The organism is Planococcus sp. 1R117A (assembly GCF_051417975.1).
Classification (GTDB): Bacteria; Bacillota; Bacilli; order Bacillales_A; family Planococcaceae; genus Planococcus; species Planococcus shenhongbingii.
In genome coordinates this window covers 522,669-540,552 of sequence record NZ_JBPRLO010000001.1, presented here as the reverse complement: position 1 = coordinate 540,552, position 17,884 = coordinate 522,669, and the positions used below count along the sequence as shown (strand labels likewise).

Sequence of the window (17,884 nt, the reverse complement as noted above, 5' to 3'; positions counted from 1 at the left end):
TTTTCTTTCTAAAGGGAACCAAAAATAATTTATGTATTCCAAAACGTAATCAAATGTCGTATAATCATCTTCAAACTTATAGTACTGAGGTGGCTTTATGAAAATAGATGAAATCGATAAGAAGATTTTAGAATTGTTGACGGTGAACGGCCGCAGTTCTTATGTAGATATCGGAAAAGAGTTAAACCTTTCGCGTGTAGCGGTTCGAGAACGGGTCCACCAATTGACAGAGGCTGGAATTATTGAAAAGTTCACGGTGGTGATCAACAGTGAAAAAGTCGGGAAGCAAGTATCCGGATTTTTCGAAGTCGATTGCGACCCTTCTTCACTTGTCGAAGTGGCTCAAGCCTTGGCAGACAATCCAAACGTAGCCAGCTGTTATCAAATGACTGGTCCGTCCACTCTCCATATGCATGTTTTAGTAGATGACTTTCAGGGATTAGAGAAATTTATCAATGAAGAGTTGTACGCACTTGATGGCATCACCCGTGTAGAAAGCCATATTCTGCTGCGTCGCTTCAAAAGCAGAAATGGTTTAAAACTATAAAAGCCAACAGCAAATCTATTTTGCTATTGGCTTTTTCTTTTTGTTTAAATTTTTCATTATAAAAACCTGGCGAAAATAAACAAAAAGAATTAGAAAAAAGGATAAGGCAGACGAAAAGAAAGTGCGGTGATATTATTTCAGTGTTTTTGTTCGTTTAAACTGAGTAAATAGTACTTTTTTGAAAATTCTTATAGATTTTTATTTTTACTTAAATTATAATCAGATTAATTAAAATATTTCATTTGTTAAGAAGATATCGATTTCTTCTTAACAAATGTAAGGGGAGGTGTAGAGTTGGTTGCTTTAATTATTCGTCGTGCATTGCAATTAGTGTTCTTGCTTTTGGGAATATCTTTCCTCGTATTTTCTTCCATGTATATTGCTCCTGGAGATCCGGCATCAATCATCGGGGGGCCGACTGCGACCGCTGAGGATATTGCAGCGATTGAATCCAATCTCGGATTGGACCGGCCGTTTCTTGTGCAGTATGCCAATTATTTAGCTAATGCGGTGCAAGGCGACTTTGGCTATTCTTATCAGACGGCTCAGCCGGTTGCGGACGCCATTGCAGTCCGTTTCCCGAATACCTTGAAGCTGGCGATCGCCAGTATGATTGTTGCGGTCATCATCGGAATCATCACCGGTCTTGTATCCGCATTGAAGCAAAACTCTTTATTGGATGTATCTGCTACAACATTTGCACTGGCAGGAATTTCGATTCCGAACTTCTGGTTAGGGGCGCTCCTGATTTTGGTTTTCTCAGTAAATCTTCAATGGCTTCCGGTTGGCGGAATGTCTCATCCATTTTATACAGTGGACGGCATCAAAGAACTGATTTTGCCGGCCATCACTTTGGGTACCGGTTCTGCTGCGATGATTGCCCGTATGACCCGGTCTTCGATGCTTGAAGTTATCCGGGCAGATTATGTGCGGACGGCACGCGCAAAAGGAGTAAAGGAAAGAAACGTAATCTGGATCCATACACTGAAAAATGCAATGATCCCAATCATTACAGTCATTGGTTTGAACTTCGGCTTCCTTCTTGGCGGAACCATCATTACAGAAAAGGTTTTCGCAATCAACGGAGTAGGGCGTTTGATGATTGATGCAATCGCCGCACGGGATTTTCCGATGGTGCAAGGCTCTGTTTTACTCGTAGCCACATTGTTTGTTCTCGTTAATTTGATTGTTGATATTATCTATACCTATATTGATCCTCGCATTAAATATGACTGAAGGGAGGAAATGCTATGGCAACGGCTGAATCGGTAGAGTTGAAACCAAAGAAAAAGGAAAAAGCCTGGCAGACGACATTAAGGCGGTTGTTAAAAAATAAAATGGCCGTAGTCGGGTTAATCATTGTACTCCTCCAAATACTAATGGCCATTTTTGCACCCGTCATCACGGTGCATGATCCCATCCGGCAAAATCTGGGCAGCAGTGAGTTGCCGATGTTCAGCGAAGGGCATTGGCTTGGAACGGACAATTATGGCCGTGATGTTTGGAGCCGGATTGTCTATGGTGCCCGAATTTCGCTGGTTGTAGGTGCAGTGGCTGTTTCACTTGGACTGTTCGGTGGAGTCGTACTAGGCATGTTGGCAGGATACTACCGGAAATTGGATGCCGTCATCATGCGCTTTGTTGACTTGCTGTTTTCCTTCCCCGGCATTTTGCTGGCGATGCTAATTATCGCTATTCTAGGCACTAGTTTAGTAAACGTTGCAATTGCAATCAGTATTTGGTCAATTCCGACATGTGCCCGGATTGTCCGGGGGTCGGTGCTGTCGGTCAAAGAAAAAGAATACATTATGGCGATGCGCTCAATGGGTGCTTCCAATTTGCGGATTATGGTGAAGCACATTTTGCCGAATGTTACGGCACCGATTATTGTCTTTGCCACCATGCGGATGGCAACAGCGATTCTTTCCACAGCGGCCTTAAGTTATTTAGGACTTGGCGCACAGCCTCCTACACCTGAATGGGGCGCCATGATTTCTCAAGGGCAGGATTTTATGTGGACTTCCCCACATTTAACAATTGTTCCAGGGATTGCAATTATGTTGACGGTTTTTGCTTTTAACGTACTTGGTGATGGCTTGCGTGATGCACTTGATCCAAATATGGATATTGGACAATAAAACATTGGAGGAATATAAATGAAGAAACAATGGCTGTTTTTATTATCATTAATCGTTATGTTAATTTTAAGCGCATGTTCAGGAAGTACAATTCCTGAAGAAGCGGAAAGCGGAGGATCAGGCAGTGAACCTGCTTCAGACGCAGAACAAGAAGTTATTTACGCCTCTACTTCAGATGCAGTTGGACTTTCTCCTACGATGACAAATGATTCGGTCTCTTCAAATGTTATGACACAAATTTATGAAAACTTGTTTGAAAGAAACCCGGAAACCATGGAATTGGAGCCTAAATTAGCTGAATCCTATGAAAACCCGGATGATTTGACTTGGGTGATCAAGTTAAAAGAAGGCATCAAGTTCCAGGATGGCACAGACTTCGATGCAGAAGCTGTAAAATACTCGTTTGATAAATTGCGCGACCCGGCAACTGCAGCACCGCGGGCGTCTCTTTTAGAACCGGTGGATACAGTGAATGTAATCGATGAAAAAACTGTTGAGATTAAAACTAAATATCCATACGGGCCATTGCTTGCAGCATTATCACATTCCAACGCTGCTATTATTAGCCCGACAGCGGACCAAAAACAAGATTTGATGCAGAATCCTGTAGGTACAGGGCCATTCAAGTTTGTCAGTTGGAACCAAGGAGACGAAATCGTGCTTGAAAAGAATCCGGATTACTGGAACGGAGAAGTTGCTCTTAACCAAGTAAGATTTAAAGTCGTTCCTGAAATCTCTACTGCCATTTCAATGCTGCAAACAGGAGAAGTTAACTTCCTGGATGCTTTGCCGCCAGAACAGATTTCCCGTATTGAATCACTGGAAAATGTAGAAGTGACGAAACAGGAAGGAACGCCGGTCTACTATTTGACGTTCAACCATTCCAGAGAGCGAAACCAAAATCCGGATTTCCGCAAAGCTGTAGCCAGTGCGGTCGACCGTGATGCGTTCGTTGAAAAATTGAACGGCTTAGGAGTCAGAAGCGACAGCATTCTAGGGCCAAAAGTATTTGGCTATAACGAAGAAGCGGATAACGCGGGAACTCCATATGATCCGGAACTGGCAAAACAATTGGTGCAAGAAAATGGTTTTGGCAATGAACCGATCAAGCTGCTTGCTGCTAACCGCGACAACTTTATCCTGATGGCTGAAATTGTCCAATCTCAATTAACTGAAGCTGGATTCAATGTAGAAATTGAAACAATGGAATGGGCGACTTTCCTGGACACCGCACGTGCCGGAGAATATGACATGACATTCCTAAGCTGGTCCAACGTAACAAGTGACGGTTCTGAAATGTTCTACCCGAACTTCCATTCAGACAACGTCGGAAACTCGAACCGTGCACAATACAGCAATCCGGAATTCGATAAATTGGTAGAAGCGTCACGCACGACGATTGTACCGGAAGAACGCGAGAAATTCTTAGCAGAAGCTAATCAGTTTATGCTGGATGACAATGCGGCTATCGTGATGTACCACGGGGTAGTCACTTCTGCCACTGATAACGCCATTAAAGGCTTAAAATTAGACCCGAATGGCCAATGGAGCTTAGCAAACGTATCGAGAGAGTAGGGAGAATATGGCGCAGACATTACTTGAAGTAAAAAATTTAGTCACCTCGTTTCGTACATCTGAGGGTACAGTGCAGGCGGTCAAAGGAATCTCTTTTCATGTTGAAAAAGGAGAAACGCTTTGTATTGTAGGAGAGTCGGGTTGCGGAAAAAGTATTACATCATTGTCTGTGATGGGGTTGCTGCCTTCAAATGGATCAATTGAAAGCGGAGAGATTCGGCTGAACGATAAGCCGCTCCAAAATCTTTCACAGGAACAGTTGCGAAAACTTCGGGGAAACCAAATGTCGATGATTTTCCAAGAACCGATGACGGCTTTGAACCCCGTATTGACTATTGGATATCAATTGCGGGAGCCATTAATGCTCCATCATAAATTATCGAAATCCGAAGCGTCAAAACAAGGTGTGGAATTGCTTAACCAAGTCGGGATTCCGAATCCGGGCAAGCGGCTAAACCAATATCCGCATGAATTGAGCGGCGGAATGCGGCAGCGGGTCATGATTGCGATGGCCCTAGCATGCCACCCGAGCTTATTGATCGCAGACGAACCGACAACTGCATTGGATGTAACGATTCAAGCGCAAATTCTGGATTTAATCAATGACTTGAAAGAAAAGCTGGATATGGGTGTTTTATTGATTACACACGATATGGGCGTTGTAGCAGAAGTAGCGGACCGGGTGATGGTAATGTACGCCGGACAAAAGATAGAAGAAGGCCCAGTGGAACAGATTTTTAATAACCCAAGCCATCCGTACACGATCGGATTATTGAATTCAGTGCCGAATGTAGACGATCCGGAATTTGAGCTCGAACCGATTCCTGGCAATATGCCTGGATTAAATGAAAAAATCCCGGGATGCCGTTTCCATCCGCGCTGTAAATTTGCGATGGATAAGTGCAAAGTAATGGTGCCTCCTGAATTTCAGGTATCCGAAGGCCATTCTGCAACTTGCTGGCTGAACGAAAAGGAGGCCGAGAAAGATGAGAACAATGGAAGAGTCACCATCGAAGCCTGAAATACTTCTGGAATTAAACGGAGTTAAAAAATACTTCCCTATTAAAGGCGGCATCTTAAAGAGAGTACAAGGAAATGTTAAAGCTGTTGAATCGGTATCTTTGAAACTGTATAAAGGTGAAAGCCTTGGAGTTGTCGGAGAATCCGGGTGTGGAAAATCCACGCTCGGCCGCACAATTCTTGGACTTGAAGAACTGACAGAAGGTAAAATAAAGTTTAATGAGCAGGAGATTCAAGATTTAAAGCGAAAAGAGAAGAAGAAGTTCGTAAAAGAAATGCAAATGATTTTTCAGGATCCCTATGCTTCTTTAAATCCGAGGCAGCGGATTGGCCATGCATTGGATGAAGTATTTAGAATGCATACGAAAATGCCGGCAAACGAAAGGAAAGAGGCCGTACTGGATTTATTGAAAGAAGTTGGATTGAAAGCCGAGCATTATGACCGCTATCCGCATGAATTCAGTGGCGGCCAGCGCCAGCGCATTGGCATTGCAAGAGCTATTGCGCTTAACCCTTCGTTCATCATTTGCGATGAAGCGGTCTCCGCCTTGGACGTTTCAGTTCAAGCGCAAGTTTTGAAATTATTGAAGACATTGCAGGAGAAGTATCATTTATCTTATCTGTTCATTTCCCACGACCTAGGTGTGGTCCGTTATTTCTGTGACCGCGTCCTGGTCATGTACTTGGGGCATACAATGGAAATGAGCGATGTTTCAAGGATCTTCAATAATCCGCTCCATCCATATACACGAGCATTATTATCGGCGATTCCAAGACCGACTATGAATGCGAAAAGAGAACGGATCCGCTTGGTCGGTGATATGCCGAATCCGTCGAATCCGCCGAGTGGATGTGTATTCCATACACGCTGCCCAATGGCGCAGGAAATCTGCAAAGTTGATAAACCGGCATTTATCGAGCATGAGAAAGACCATTTTGCGGCATGCCATTTCGCAGGCGAATCATTGAGCCGGGTGCTGGAGTAATTTCCAGCAGTCGGCTCTTATTTTGAAACTGGAGGTATTTCAATGGACTATTTACAGCATCCGTTTGACGCCAAACGGCATACAGCATTTTCAAGAAAAGGCATGGTGGCGACATCGCAGCCTTTAGCAGCACAAGCAGGGATTGAAGTTATGCAAAATGGGGGCAATGCGATTGATGCTGCAATAGCGACAGCTGCCACTTTGACAGTTGTGGAGCCGACTTCAAACGGCATTGGAGGAGATGCTTTTGCGCTTGTCTGGGTAAAAGATAAATTGCATGGGCTGAACAGTTCCGGTCCTGCTCCTGCAAGCATTTCAGTGGAGGCGGTGAAAGAACGCGGGCATGATAAAATGCCAGTTCATGGCGTTGTGCCGGTTACGGTTCCAGGAGTGCCGGCTGCATGGGCTGAGCTGTCCCGGAAATTTGGAAAGTTGCCTCTTTCCGAAGCTTTAAAACCGGCAATCCGATATGCGGAAGAAGGTTATCCGCTTACGCCGATTCTGGGGAAGTACTGGAAACTTGCCTATGACAAATTCAAAACCTCCTTTACTACAGAAGAGTATCAAGCATGGTTCGATACTTTTGCGCCGAACGGCAAAGCGCCGGAAATCGGTGAAATGTGGTCATCACCCGGACACGCCTCGACTTTAAGGGAAATTGCTGAAACAGAATCGCGGTCATTCTACGAAGGCGCGCTTGCTGATAAAATCAGCGATTTTATGAAACAGCACAATGGTTTTTTGGCGAAAGAAGATCTTGCTGCCTTTAAACCGGAATGGGTTGAACCGGTTTCGACCAATTACCGCGGCTATGAGGTATGGGAGATCCCGCCGAATGGTCAAGGAATGGTAGCACTTATGGCTTTGAATATTTTCAAGAATTTAAGCGAACCGAAATGGCAATCGGCAGAAACCTATCACGAACAGATTGAAGCGATGAAGCTTGCTTTTACAGATGGCAAGGCATTCATTACCGAACCTGAAGCCATGCCGGTAAGTGTGGAACACCTCCTCTCGGATGATTATGCAAAGCAGCGGGCTGCCGTTATTGAAGATACTGCTTCCGAGCCGGCTCCATATGAATTGCCGAAAGGCGGAACGGTTTATTTAGCTGCTGCTGATGAAGAAGGAAATATGGTTTCCTATATTCAAAGCAATTATATGGGATTTGGATCCGGCATTGTTATACCCGGGACTGGTATTGCACTTCAGAACCGCGGTGCTGATTTTTCATTGGATGAACAGCACCCCAATGTATTAAAAGGTGGAAAACGGACCTATCACACCATCATTCCCGGCTTCATGACAAAAGACGGCAAAGCAGTCGGGCCGTTCGGAGTCATGGGAGGCTATATGCAGCCGCAAGGGCATTTCCAAGTTGTTGCCAATACTGTAGATTATTTATTGAATCCACAAGCGGCGCTTGATATGCCAAGGTGGCAATGGATGGAAGGCAAAACGATATTAGTGGAACCGAATTTCCCAAATTATTTGGCACAAGCTTTGGCTCGCAAGGGACACACTATTCAAATTGCTACTGATGGCGGCGCTTTTGGCCGAGGCCAGATTATTTGGCGCAATCCAGAGACGGGTGTATTGTCGGGCGGCACAGAATCCCGTACGGATGGATCGGTCGCAGTGTGGTAACGGATAGAAAAATGCGGAATAAGACGACCAAAACCTCCAACTTAAAGGCGAATGCCGATATTTTTGCCGCCTTTTTCCGTGTCGGCATTTTAGGATTTGGAGGAGGTCCGTCAGCCATTCCGCTCTTTCATGCCGAAGCTGTGAAGAGATATAAGTGGATGACAGAAGATGAATTCGGGGATACATTGGCGCTTGGCAATACCATGCCCGGACCCATTGCCACTAAAATGGCTGGTTATATCGGGTATCGGGTGAATGGCGTTATTGGCAGTATTGTCGCATTAGTGGCAGTGGTGGTTCCTACCGTCCTGCTGATGATTCTGTTGCTCGGAACTTTGCAGCAATTCAAAGGAGTCGAGTGGGTCAATAGCATGTCAGCGGCAGTTGTGCCGGTGGTTGGGGTAATGCTTGGTGTCATGACTTGGGATTTCCTGAAAAAATCAGGGCAGTCGCTGGGTTGGCCACGTGGCATTCTTTTTACCGTGATAGCCGCTATATTAATGGAGGGATTGAACCTTCATCCGGTAATTTTAATCGTTGGAATCCTTTTAATTTCCTTACTATCGTTTAAGAAAGGGGGAGGGAAAGCGTGATTTACTGGTACATTTTTCTGGCGTTTTTCATTCCCGGCATATTAGGCTACGGCGGAGGGCCGGCTTCAATTCCGCTTGTTGAAAAAGAAGTGGTTGACCGGTATGGCTGGATGACGACTCAGGAATTCGGGGAAGTACTGGCGCTCGGGAATGCCCTTCCTGGACCGATTGCGACAAAAATGGCAGGCTATATCGGTTATATGGAAGGCGGGATTCTTGGTTCCGTCATAGCGTTATTTGCTTCTGTAGCCCCTTCCCTTATTTTGATGATCCTTATGATGGTGACGCTATTGAAATACAAAGACTCCCCTAAAGTAAAAAACATCACGAAGCTGATCCGTCCCGTGATTGCGGTGCTGCTCGGGGCCATGACTCTTCAGTTTTTCATGACTTCCATTGATACTTCCGGCAGTATGCAGACAATTATCCTGATTGTTGTTAGTTACTGGATGCTTGAAATAAGAAAAATCCATCCGGCATTCGTTATTTTGCTTGCGCTTGCCTATGGTGGCATCTCCGCGTTTCTATAGCTAACCAAAACCATCCGTCGATTTACTGCGGATGGTTTTTTTCATGGAGTTAAAATTCTTTACTTTCTTTCTTCCAGCACTTATTATATGACAATGCGGATAAATGTTATCCGCATTAGGAATGGATTGAGGTGAACTCCATGCACATGAAAACAGGTGTCGAACAATCGGTTTATGCCATATTGCTATTAAATATGCTACCCGATAAAGCGGTATTGCCGGGTGAAGCAATCAGCCAGCAATTAAATACTTCACCGACTTATTTCCAGAAGCTATTAAGAAAATTAGTGAATGCGGATTTAATTGCATCCGTGCCTGGAGTAAAAGGCGGCTTTAAATTAAAGAAAAAACCGGAAGAAATTTGTGTTTATGATATATATCTGGCGATTGAAGGGCGGCAGTCGCTTTATTCGCCAAGTGGGATTTTAGGAGACATGCTGGAGCTGGAGCAAGAAGATGCTTGCTGTCTGCTGTCCGACTTGATGGATGAAGCTGAAAACGCCTGGAAGTCGGTCATGAAAAGGGAAACAATAGCCACTTTAGCTGACAAAATGAAGCAACAGCGTTTCCTGATGAAGACAGAAACGCTCCAACAGTGGATACAGAAAAAGATGGTTGCCTAACAAAGAGAAACGAAAGGATGGGGACAATGATTGCCAGCATCACACGCATTAATGAATTAGCAAAGAAAGCTCGAGAAGCTGGATTGACGCCAGCCGAAAAAGTAGAGCAGCAAGTATTGCGGGAAGACTATCTGCGGGAAATCCGGGGACAAATCGAGAATACGGTGACGAGCCTTAAAGTGCTCGATCCTTTAGGAAACGACGTTACACCGGACAAAGTAAAAAACGAAAAAGAAATGCGGAAACAATAAAGTGAAACTTCACTCAGTGGGGGCTTCATCCCCAGTGAGTGTTAGTTGAAGTCGGAAAAACTATTATAGAAAGAACGTGAAAATAGATGAACGATTATTTAGTGAAAGCTTTGGCTTACGATGGACAAGTACGTGCTTACGCAGCCCGGACAACTGAAACAGTAGGAGAAGCACAGCGCCGCCATTACACATGGCCGACTGCTTCAGCTGCTCTAGGCCGTTCCATGACAGCAAGTGTCATGCTGGGTGCCATGATGAAAGGCGAAGAGAAACTGACCATCAAAATCAACGGCGGCGGTCCGCTGGGAACAATTTTAGTGGATGCTAATGCAAAAGGTGAAGTAAGAGGATATGTTTCAAATCCCCAAACTCATTTCGATTTAAACCCCCAAGGAAAACTGGATGTCAGAAGAGCGGTCGGAACCGACGGAACTCTCTCGGTTTCCAAAGACATCGGTTTAATGCAGCCGTTTGTCGGACAGGTACCGATCGTATCGGGTGAACTTGGTGAAGATTTTACTCACTATATTGTAACTTCTGAACAAATACCGTCGTCTGTCGGTGTCGGAGTAATTGTCAATCCGGATAATACTATTCAGGCATCTGGCGGATTTATCATTCAAGTATTGCCGGGTACAGGCGAAGAAGTCATTACTCAAATTGAGCAGCGGTTATCGGAAATCCCGACGATTTCGAATATGGTTCGACAAGGCATGACGCCGGAGGAAATTCTTGATGAAGTACTGGGAAGCGGTCATGTCAAAGTGCTGGACACTATGCCGGTTCAATTCCAATGCCAGTGTTCAAGAGAGCGAATCCATAATGCAATCATCAGCCTTGGAACAGAAGAAATCAAAGACATGATCGTAACTGATGGCCAAGCTGAAGCGCAATGCCATTTCTGTAATGAAAATTATCTTTTTACAAAAGAAAATTTAGAAGACATGCTTGAAACAGCAAAATAACTTACTTTAAACCATCCGCTGATTTTTCAGTGGGTGGTTTTTATATGATATCATCTTTTATTTGAAGAAAAGCTAGAACGCGTGCGCTATATAAGTTGGACTAATAATTACAGCTGGATACTTCGGTCGGCAGCTTTGCGATGAGCACTTGTCTTTGCCTTACTCCGAAGCGGTATAGTAAAGGATGACTCTTTAGTGCAACTTATTTAAGCTTGCGCATTTAATGGAGCTTCTTGAAGAATAACGGAGAAGAACTCAAAGGGTTACGATTGGAATTCAATCGCTTCTATGTTATTATTATCTTGAATTCGAGATAAGTTTCACTGATCTGTAAAGAGGGAAACTAATCAAATAGGCAAACTCACCATTAGGAGGTATTTTGTAATGAAACATATTTTCCAACCAGGTTCAAATCCAGCTAAACCGACTTTTCTTGTATTGCATGGGACAGGGGGCAATGAAAACGATTTGTTGCCGATTGCTGCACATATTGATCCCGAAGCTTCTGTACTGAGTGTCCGGGGGAATGTTTCTGAAAATGGAATGCCCCGTTTTTTCAAGCGCTTATCAGAAGGTGTCTTCGATATGGAAGATTTGAAAGCCCGTACAGAGGAGCTCAATGACTTTGTAAATAAGGCGGCAAAAGAACATGGTTTTGATCGCAGCAATGTCATTGCTATTGGTTATTCGAACGGAGCAAACATAGCGGCCAATTTATTATTTACTGACGCAGCTGCTTTAAAAGGAGCCATTTTACATCATCCAATGGTACCGAACCGCGAAACGGCGTTGCCTGATTTGTCAGGTGTGGGCGTCTTTATCGCAGCGGGAACCAACGATCCAATCTGTCCTGCAGAAGAGTCGACTGATTTGGAACAATTGTTAAAGAACGCTGGTGCAAATGTGAAATTGCATTGGGAAAGTTATGGACACCAATTGACAATGCCGGAAGTGGAAGCGGCAAAAGCTTGGTATGATAACCTATAAAAGACTAATCCCCTTGTGAAGACGAGGGGAATTTTTATAAAGGGAAACTTCAATTAGCGAAAGTATCTTCACCACGTCTGACTGTTAAAGTACGATAAAGCTTGCGAGGAGAGATGGTATGCAAAATAATCCGTTAATCCAACAACAATTGGAAGCATGGGTACAAGAAAACAAAGGACATGCTATTTTAGGGACGACTGCACAGTATATACCGGCACTTGGGAAAGTAGATCCAAGCCTGCTTGGTATTTGTATGGTTGATGAAGATGGCCAGTACTATTGTGCAGGAGACACTGACAAAGAATTTACGCTTCAAAGTATTTCCAAAGCACTGACTTTTATTGCCTTGTGCTGCCATTACGGATTGGAATTTGTTCTTGAACGCGTGGACGTGGAACCGACCGGAGAAGCTTTCAACTCAATTATTCCATTTGAAATACACCGTCCAAACAAGCCATTCAACCCTTTCATCAATGCGGGAGCAATTACGATTTCAGCTTTGCTGCCAGGACCCACAAGTCAAAAGAAGTACGAGCATCTGCTGTCGTTTCTGGAAACCCTCGTGGGCCATCCGCTTGAGATGGACCGTGAAGTCTACGATTCTGAATGGAAGACTTCCCATCGCAACCGGGCACTTGCCTACTATTTAAAAGAAGCGAATTTTTTGGAAATAGAAGTGGAAGAAGCGTTGGATATATATATCCGCCAGTGTTCCATCAAAATCAGTGTAAAAGATTTGGCATTGATCGGATTAATCATTGCGTATGATGGCTTTAATCCCATCACGAATGTGAAACATTTTTCAGATGAAATTGCTCAAGTAGCTAAAGTGCTAATGGTGACATGCGGTATGTACAATTCTTCAGGAAATTTTGCAGCACATGTCGGCATTCCCGCAAAAAGCGGTGTATCCGGCGGCATCCTGGCCGCCGTTCCGCCTAAGCTCCATTCCCAGACCTATGAATTCAGGGCAGGAGCAGGCATTGGTGTCTATGGCCCTGCCATAGACGTAACCGGAAACAGTGCAGCAGGAACGATGATGCTTCGCCAAATTTCGAAAGAATGGGACTTGAGTATCTTTTGAAACAAAACCCGTGAGCCTTAATCAGCTCACGGGTTTTGTTTTGAGGTTAAGTAAGGAATTTCCTTTACTTGAAAGTCCATACTTTTTATATTTACAATGCATTCGAATTTCCGTTTATCTGCCAAATCTCTGAACTGCAAAGTAATCAGCTGGGCGCTGACTGATTTGATTTCCAAAGCCATAATGTCTCCTATCTCCTGATTGAGCAGCACATGGTTAATGGCTTGGCTGATAAGCTGGCTTTTTTCATCTTCATGCCGCATGAGAGACAACAAGATTCCTTTTTGAGGGAAGTTGCCGGTCGTTTGCTTGCTGGCTGTTAAAGACACTAGGTCTCCTGGATGCAAATCCTCTGGATGGAGATTGGAACCTGTAGAATTAGCCAGCGCTGAGGCAGAAGTGATTTCGTAATATGTGTCACCAATCAATAAACTTGTATCAGTAGGCTGTTGAATAACAGCGACAGAACTATAGTCTGGCATCGTTGTATTTTTAATTGTGTCCGATTGTGGAGGAGTCTGGCTTTTAGAGGAAACAGGATGCGACGAACAGCTTCCAAGTATTAATGAAGCCAAACAAATAAATAGAAATATTTTCATTTTTCTCATACCTCTTCCTCCTCCTTAAAATACCCCATAATAAGCTAGACGAAAAAATGGAAGAAAAGTTCCAGTAAATACAGAAGAAAAAGAAAAGTTTAGATTTATCTTTTATTGAATCAACAAAAGGATTTAATTGACTGTCAATTCAAAATATTTTAGTTTTATCGGCCGATTCAATTCCCAAATATGTTTGAGAAAGTATCGGCGGGGTATTTCTTGAGTAGTAAGATTTTTCAAGGACACATATCAAAAATTGGAGGTATCGAAAATGGCTAGCAATAACTTTATGGGCACGTTCGACAGCGAAACAGAAGTGTTGAGAAAAATCGAAGAACTGAAATCGCAGGGAATATCGGAAGACCACATGTACGTCATGGCTCATGACAAAGATCAGATTTCTATGGTCCGAGGGCGCACGGATGTAGATTACAAATCTGCTGAAGGCGGAGGCTGGATGGATAAGTTTATGGGCTTTATGTCCGGAAATGAACCTATACGCCAAGCTTTTAACGACATGGGTGTTGATGGCCAGGAAGCCGACCGTTACTATCAGGAAGTGCAGAACGGAAAAATCTTGCTGTTTGTTGATAAGGAAATTGGAGATTCTTATGACAACAGACCAAGAAGCGGCAGTTCCGCATATGGAGATCCTACAGGCAATACCTCAAGAACAGGCATTGTGGGAGCTGAGGATACTTCCCGTTATACGGGAGAAGACTCAGGCATGGTTGGACGCGATGGTTTAACCGTGGATACAAATGAAGCTAACGACGTGAATTTCCATTCAGGCCATAACTTGGTGGATGCTGATGAAACTTCAGCTTCTTCCAGACTTGATGACAGCGAGTCAGCCGGAGTCGGCAGAAATGCAGGTACAGGCTTCGGTTTAGGAACGGGCAGTTCGGTAAACGACGTTCCATCTCCAAGCCGGGACACCGGAGATTTTACAGCTACAAATGAAAGCCGGTACAATGACGCGGACCGTGATAGATTGACTGACAGAGATCGGACAGACCGCGGCTTTATGGATACGGATCGTGATCGGACAGACCGTGGCTTTATGGATACGGATCGTGACCGGACCGACCGCGATTTTGTAGACACCGACCGAAATCGGATGGACACAGACCATGACCGAGCTGATGATACAGAGGAAGACCGCCTTCGTCTTCACGAAGAAAGACTGCAAGTTGACAAAAATCGTGTGCAAACCGGTGAAGTGAATGTCGGCAAGCGTGTGGTTGAAGATAATCAGACAATTGAAGTGCCGGTTGAGAGGGAAGAAGTATATATTGAACGCCGCCCAGTAAACGAAGAAGTGACAGATGACTCCCGGATAGGCAGAGATGCTTATCAAGAAGGAGATGACATCCACATTCCGTTAACGGAAGAACGTGTGAATGTCACAAAAACAGATGTGGTAAGCGAAGAAATTGTAGTAGGCAAACGGAAAGTCCAGGATACAGAAGTCGTCAACGAAACAGTTCGCCGTGAAGAAGCGGATATTGATGATGATTCAGATCTAGGCACCGATGATTTTGATCGTAACCGGACAAAACGTCGCTAATGGCAAAGAGAAAATGAGGCGGGGAGCAATCCCTGCCTTTTTGTGTGGAAAAAAGCAAGGAATAGCGTATTATGAAAGAAAGGCAGGAGGAGTTTTAATGGACGGCAAAAAAAGAAGCGATATAAAACCAGGCTTAGAAGTGAATATTGTCTTGAAGCAGGACCAAAGGACGGGCAAGAAAACCCGCGGCATCGTTAAAGATCTTTTAACAAATTCGCCTTCACATCCCCATGGCATTAAAGTGAGGCTTGCAGATGGCCAAGTAGGGCGCGTTTGTGAAATTCTTAGCTCTGATAAATAAGTTTATAGGTGAAAAAAGGACCCTTCATTTTGGGTCCTTTTTTGTCGAGCGTTAATGGATGGCAGGATCCTGATTCTTCAAGAAGAAAATCAATAGACAATCAGTGAAGATTGCAGAAAAACTCGACTGATTGAACCAACTCTTTGTGCTAAAATAAAGTGAACTTTATTCTGGAAAAACAAAACCTTTTAACTATGGATTGATCTAATGGACTTTAACGTCCGGTTGATTTTAGCTCTCAGCAGCTAAGGGCTTTACTGAATATGTAAGGTGTAGATAAAGGAACTGAAAATGCGAAGGAGTATCGTATGAGCAACTTTTTTGAACGCAAACAAAAGCAACTCGGAGTTGAACTAAATAAAATCCAGCGAAAAGCTGTTGAACGCACGGATGGCCCGTTATTGCTCTTGGCATGTCCAGGATCAGGGAAAACGACTACCATGATCATGCGCATCGGTTATTTGATTGAAGAAAAAGGTGTGCAGCCACACCGTATAAAAGCCATTACATTCAGTAAGGCGTCTGCGACCGATATGCAGGAACGCTACAAACGCTTTTTCCCAAAGCTGGCACCGGTAGATTTCTCGACCATTCACAGCTTGGCTTTTCAAATCACACGGGAGTATTTTGCCAATTCGCGCTACGTGATGATTGAAGGAAGCGAATCCAACGGCCTTCATAAAAAGCGGCTGTTGCGTGAAATGTATGAAACAGAGGTCGGGGAGCCAATTACCGATGACCAGTTGGATGAGTTGACGTCATTCATCAGTTTTGTGAAAAACAAAATGACTCCTCGAGAACAATGGAAAAAGCTGAATGCACCTTTTGAAGGGGCAATTGAGATATTGAAGACGTATGAAGCATTTAAAGAGAACTATGACGTTAGGTTAGTTGATTTTGATGATATGCTGTCGCTTGCCAATGAAGCACTGGAAAAAGATGAGCCATTGCTTTCGAAGTATCAGCAGCGCTGGGATTACGTCATGACTGATGAAAGCCAAGACACGTCTATGGTTCAGCACGCTATCGTTGAGAAATTAGTGGCACGCCACCAGAACCTCTGCGTCGTTGCAGACGATGACCAGTCTATTTATACATGGCGTGCCGCTGAGCCTACGTATTTATTGAAGTTCAAAAATGTCTATCCCGATGCCTATGTGATGAAAATGGAACGCAATTATCGGTCTTCAAAAAATATTGTGGATGCGGCGAATTTATTCATTAAGACGAATAAAAAACGGCATGACAAAAATATGTTTACAAAACAGCCAGAGGGAGACCCCATCGTTATCCGGAGGCTTGCTTCAGAAGAAGCGCAGCTAAAGTATGTGATGAAAGAATTGAAAGAATTGAGCCATTTTGGAGAAGTGGCCATCCTCTATCGCAACAACTCGTCTTCGACGTTGCTGATCAGCGAATTGAATCGGCTGGGAATTCCTTTCTATATGAAAGATGCGGATAACCGGTTTTTCTCGCATTGGATTGTAGAAGATATGCTCAATTTTATGCGTTTCAGTTTGAAACCGGAGCGTGTTGATGTTTATGCGAAAATCGCATCGAAAACCAATGCTTATTGGTCAGGAAGCCAATTAAAAGCGCTGAGCCGTATGAAGCCGTCCACAATCAATGCTTTTGATGAGATTAACCGCAGCATCACATTGAAGGATTACCAAATCAACATACTGAACGAACAGAAAAAATGGTTCGAGGCATTAAATCACATGAAGCCGCTAAAAGTCATCCGGACAATTCGCGGAGAACTCGGGTATGACCAGATGCTTTCAAGCCGTGCTGAAAAATTCGGTATGCGGATGCAGTATTTGGAGCAAATCCTAATCACGCTGGAACAAATAGCCGGGCCGCTGTCGAGCATGACCGAGTTTGCCAAGAGGCTGAAAGAACTGGAGCAAGTCACGCAAAATGCGAAAGCTGAAAAAACAGATGATATGCTGACATTGTCGACATTTCATAGCTCCAAAGGATTGGAATTTGAGCGTGTTTATATGATTGATTTAAATGAAGGAATTATCCCCGCTGAGGAAGATACGGAAAAACCGGATGCCTTGGAAGAAGCACGGCGTTTATTCTATGTCGGAATGACACGTGCTAAAAAACATTTGGAATTGATCAGCTATGACAGTGAATCCCGGTTTGTTGATGAAGTAAGGGATATTACCATTCCTGAAAAACCAGCTGTTCGGCCGCAACGGGCTGCAGCGTCAAAAGCAGTCCAAGTAAAGGTGCCGGATAATCCGAAAGCAGTAAAAAGAGATGACGAACTTTTAGAGGGAGTCAAAGTGCGCCATCGGGTTTTTGGGACAGGAAGAATTGTAGAACGGGATCACGAACGGCTATCGATTCAATTTGCCAAGGAACGCAAAGACTTGATGATTGATATTTGCTTAAGCTATAAGTTATTGGAAGTGCTGGAATGATAATCGAATAGGAAAAGTTTGCAGAACGCGGGG

Annotated in this window: 18 protein-coding genes; 17 read left to right on the top strand and 1 reads right to left on the bottom strand. The window is 44.0% G+C overall.

Annotation, left to right across the window (positions count from 1 at the left end):
• Positions 1-97 precede the first annotated feature (97 nt).
• The 14 genes from ACSFXN_RS02405 (at position 98) to ACSFXN_RS02340 (ending at position 12,946) form a co-directional block, all read left to right on the top strand.
• Positions 98-547: an Lrp/AsnC family transcriptional regulator gene (locus ACSFXN_RS02405; RefSeq protein WP_437148607.1), complete on the top strand. Its 450-nt coding sequence runs from the start codon at positions 98-100 to the stop codon at positions 545-547.
• Positions 548-841: 294 nt separating this feature from the next.
• Entirely contained in the window at positions 842-1,783 is a 942-nt protein-coding gene (gene nikB, locus ACSFXN_RS02400; RefSeq protein ID WP_437148606.1) for a nickel ABC transporter permease, read from the top strand.
• A gap of 14 nt (positions 1,784-1,797) precedes the next feature.
• Complete coding sequence (locus ACSFXN_RS02395; RefSeq protein ID WP_437148605.1) at positions 1,798-2,685, top strand: ABC transporter permease; 888 nt, start codon at positions 1,798-1,800, stop codon at positions 2,683-2,685.
• 18 nt (positions 2,686-2,703) lie between these two features.
• On the top strand, positions 2,704-4,260 hold the full coding sequence (locus tag ACSFXN_RS02390; RefSeq protein WP_437148604.1) for a glutathione ABC transporter substrate-binding protein: 1,557 nt from the start codon (positions 2,704-2,706) through the stop codon (positions 4,258-4,260).
• A 7-nt stretch (positions 4,261-4,267) separates the two neighbouring features.
• Positions 4,268-5,281 (top strand): ABC transporter ATP-binding protein, encoded by a 1,014-nt coding sequence (locus ACSFXN_RS02385; protein WP_437148603.1) that lies wholly within the window; start codon positions 4,268-4,270, stop codon positions 5,279-5,281.
• On the top strand, positions 5,247-6,266 hold the full coding sequence (locus ACSFXN_RS02380) for an ABC transporter ATP-binding protein (RefSeq protein ID WP_437148602.1): 1,020 nt from the start codon (positions 5,247-5,249) through the stop codon (positions 6,264-6,266). The genes ACSFXN_RS02385 and ACSFXN_RS02380 overlap by 35 nt, the downstream gene beginning before the upstream one ends.
• A 42-nt stretch (positions 6,267-6,308) precedes the next feature.
• Entirely contained in the window at positions 6,309-7,913 is a 1,605-nt protein-coding gene (locus ACSFXN_RS02375; protein ID WP_437148601.1) for a gamma-glutamyltransferase family protein, read from the top strand.
• Positions 7,914-7,924: 11 nt separating this feature from the next.
• Positions 7,925-8,506 (top strand): chromate transporter, encoded by a 582-nt coding sequence (locus ACSFXN_RS02370; RefSeq protein WP_437148600.1) that lies wholly within the window; start codon positions 7,925-7,927, stop codon positions 8,504-8,506.
• Positions 8,503-9,036, top strand: coding sequence for a chromate transporter (locus tag ACSFXN_RS02365; protein ID WP_437148599.1), 534 nt, complete (start codon positions 8,503-8,505; stop codon positions 9,034-9,036). The genes ACSFXN_RS02370 and ACSFXN_RS02365 overlap by 4 nt, the downstream gene beginning before the upstream one ends.
• A gap of 140 nt (positions 9,037-9,176) precedes the next feature.
• Positions 9,177-9,659: an RrF2 family transcriptional regulator gene (locus ACSFXN_RS02360; RefSeq protein ID WP_437148598.1), complete on the top strand. Its 483-nt coding sequence runs from the start codon at positions 9,177-9,179 to the stop codon at positions 9,657-9,659.
• 26 nt (positions 9,660-9,685) lie between these two features.
• On the top strand, positions 9,686-9,910 hold the full coding sequence (locus ACSFXN_RS02355) for a DUF896 domain-containing protein (protein WP_300993484.1): 225 nt from the start codon (positions 9,686-9,688) through the stop codon (positions 9,908-9,910).
• An 86-nt stretch (positions 9,911-9,996) separates the two neighbouring features.
• Positions 9,997-10,875, top strand: a complete 879-nt coding sequence (hslO, locus tag ACSFXN_RS02350) for an Hsp33 family molecular chaperone HslO (RefSeq protein WP_437148597.1) — start codon at positions 9,997-9,999, stop codon at positions 10,873-10,875.
• A gap of 384 nt (positions 10,876-11,259) precedes the next feature.
• Positions 11,260-11,862 carry an alpha/beta hydrolase gene (locus ACSFXN_RS02345; protein ID WP_437148596.1) on the top strand — a complete coding sequence of 201 codons (603 nt, stop codon included), beginning with the start codon at positions 11,260-11,262 and terminating at the stop codon, positions 11,860-11,862.
• A gap of 118 nt (positions 11,863-11,980) precedes the next feature.
• Positions 11,981-12,946, top strand: a complete 966-nt coding sequence (locus ACSFXN_RS02340; RefSeq protein ID WP_300990267.1) for a glutaminase — start codon at positions 11,981-11,983, stop codon at positions 12,944-12,946.
• Between the two features lie 26 nt (positions 12,947-12,972).
• Here the strand turns inward: ACSFXN_RS02340 and ACSFXN_RS02335 are convergent, their stop codons facing one another.
• Complete coding sequence (locus tag ACSFXN_RS02335) at positions 12,973-13,554, bottom strand: hypothetical protein (protein ID WP_437148595.1); 582 nt, start codon at positions 13,552-13,554, stop codon at positions 12,973-12,975.
• A 262-nt stretch (positions 13,555-13,816) separates the two neighbouring features.
• Here ACSFXN_RS02335 and ACSFXN_RS02330 point away from each other — a divergent pair, with 262 nt between their 5' ends.
• The 3 genes from ACSFXN_RS02330 to ACSFXN_RS02320 all read left to right on the top strand — a co-directional run bounded on the left by ACSFXN_RS02330 (position 13,817) and on the right by ACSFXN_RS02320 (position 17,851).
• Positions 13,817-15,115, top strand: coding sequence for a DUF2382 domain-containing protein (locus ACSFXN_RS02330; protein ID WP_437148594.1), 1,299 nt, complete (start codon positions 13,817-13,819; stop codon positions 15,113-15,115).
• 97 nt (positions 15,116-15,212) lie between these two features.
• Positions 15,213-15,416 (top strand): YwbE family protein, encoded by a 204-nt coding sequence (locus tag ACSFXN_RS02325; protein WP_301855413.1) that lies wholly within the window; start codon positions 15,213-15,215, stop codon positions 15,414-15,416.
• Positions 15,417-15,724: 308 nt separating this feature from the next.
• Positions 15,725-17,851 carry an ATP-dependent helicase gene (locus ACSFXN_RS02320; protein ID WP_437148593.1) on the top strand — a complete coding sequence of 709 codons (2,127 nt, stop codon included), beginning with the start codon at positions 15,725-15,727 and terminating at the stop codon, positions 17,849-17,851.
• Positions 17,852-17,884 lie beyond the last annotated feature (33 nt).